This is a genomic window from Streptomyces herbicida, from assembly GCF_032656585.1.
Lineage (GTDB): Bacteria > Actinomycetota > Actinomycetes > Streptomycetales > Streptomycetaceae > Streptomyces > Streptomyces herbicida.
This window is the reverse complement of sequence record NZ_JAUYWJ010000083.1, coordinates 1-1556: the sequence shown is the minus strand read 5'-3', so window position 1 is coordinate 1556 and position 1556 is coordinate 1. Positions and strand designations below refer to the sequence as shown.

The following is a 1556-nucleotide window of genomic DNA, read 5'->3' as shown; positions in this document are numbered from 1 at the left end:
TGAGCAGCGGCATCCAGATCTCGTAGGTGGAGGCGTCGAAGGCATGCGGGGCGTGCATCAGCACCCGCTTGCCCGCATCCCAGCCGTCCGTCGCCAGCGCCACCACCGAGGACTGCGACACCGCCACGCCCTTCGGCACACCCGTCGAACCCGACGTATACATCACATACGCCAGGTCAGCCCCGTGCACCCGCACGCCCACCGGGCCGTCGTCGCCACCGGTCAGCAGCCGCCGCACCGGCACCACAACCCGCGCATCCACCACCTCGTCGGCGACGATCTGCTCCGCCAGCCCCTGACCGGCCACCACCACCGGCACATCCGCCAGCACCACCCGCGACCGGGCCGCCGGATACGACGTGTCCACCGGGACGTACGCCGCACCGGACTTGGCGACACCGAGCAGCACCGCGATCAGCTCCGCCGACCGCTCCATCACCACACCGACCCGCCGGCCCGGACCGGCACCCAGCGCGATCAACTCGCGCGCCACCCGGTTCGAGGCCGCATCCAACTCCGCATACGACCACTCCACCTCACCGGCCACCACCGCCGGCGCATCCGGCCTACGAGCCACCTGAGCCCCGAAAAGCTCGCCCAGGCTCCCCAAAGGCAACAGCCGATCCGTGTCGTTCCAACCCGACACCACCAGATCGCGCTCGGTGTGGTCGAGCACCTCGAGTTGGCCCACGCGCACCTGCGGATCAGCCGCGACCTGCTCCAGCACCCGCACCAGACGACCGGCCAGGGCCTCGGCCGTCTCCTCGTCGAACAGGTCGACCGCGTACTGGATGGCACCGCCGATACCGGACGGGGCTCCCTCGGCATCGCGGTGCTCGGTGAGCGTGACCGACAGATCGAACCGCGCCGTCTCCAGGGAAGGCATCATCGGCCGGACACTCAGACCGGACCAGTCCCACGCATCCGGCTCCGTACCTGCCTTCTGCTGCACGCTCTGCATGCCGAGCGAGACCTGGAAGAGAGGGTGCCGGGTCAGGGACCGGGTCGGGCTCAGGTCCTCCACCAGCCGCTCGAACGGCACGTCCTGGTGCGCGTACACCGCCAGGTCCGTCTCCCGCACCCGGCGCAGCAGCTCCGCGAAGGTCGGATTGCCCTCCACGTTCGTGCGCAGCACCAGCGTGTTGACGAAGAACCCGGCCATATCGTCCAGCGCCTCGTCACCACGGCCGGCCACGGCCGTACCCAAGGGGATGTCCGTACCCGCGCCGAGGCGCGAGAGCAGGAAGGCCAGAGCCGCTTGCGCGACCATGAACATCGTGGCGCCGTGCCGCTGCGCGATGGACACGAGCTGGGCGTGGACGTGCGGGTGAAGCTGCACCGGGACGGAGGCGCCGCGGAAGGTTCCGGATGCCGGGCGGGGCCGGTCGGCGGGCAGAGACAATTCCTCGGGCAGGCCGTCCAAGGCCTCCCGCCAGTAGGCGAGCTGCCCACTGATCACGCTGTCCGGATCGTCCAGCTCACCCAGGACCTCGCGCTGCCACAGCGCATAATCGGCGTACTGAACCGCGAGCGGCGTCCAGTCGGGGGCCCGGCCC

1 protein-coding gene is annotated in these 1556 nt (G+C 70.4%); it reads right to left on the bottom strand.

What is annotated here, in order from left to right; genetic code table 11:
• On the bottom strand, positions 1 to 1556 hold a 1556-nt coding region (locus Q8A52_RS48810), incomplete at both ends, for a condensation domain-containing protein (protein WP_316765148.1).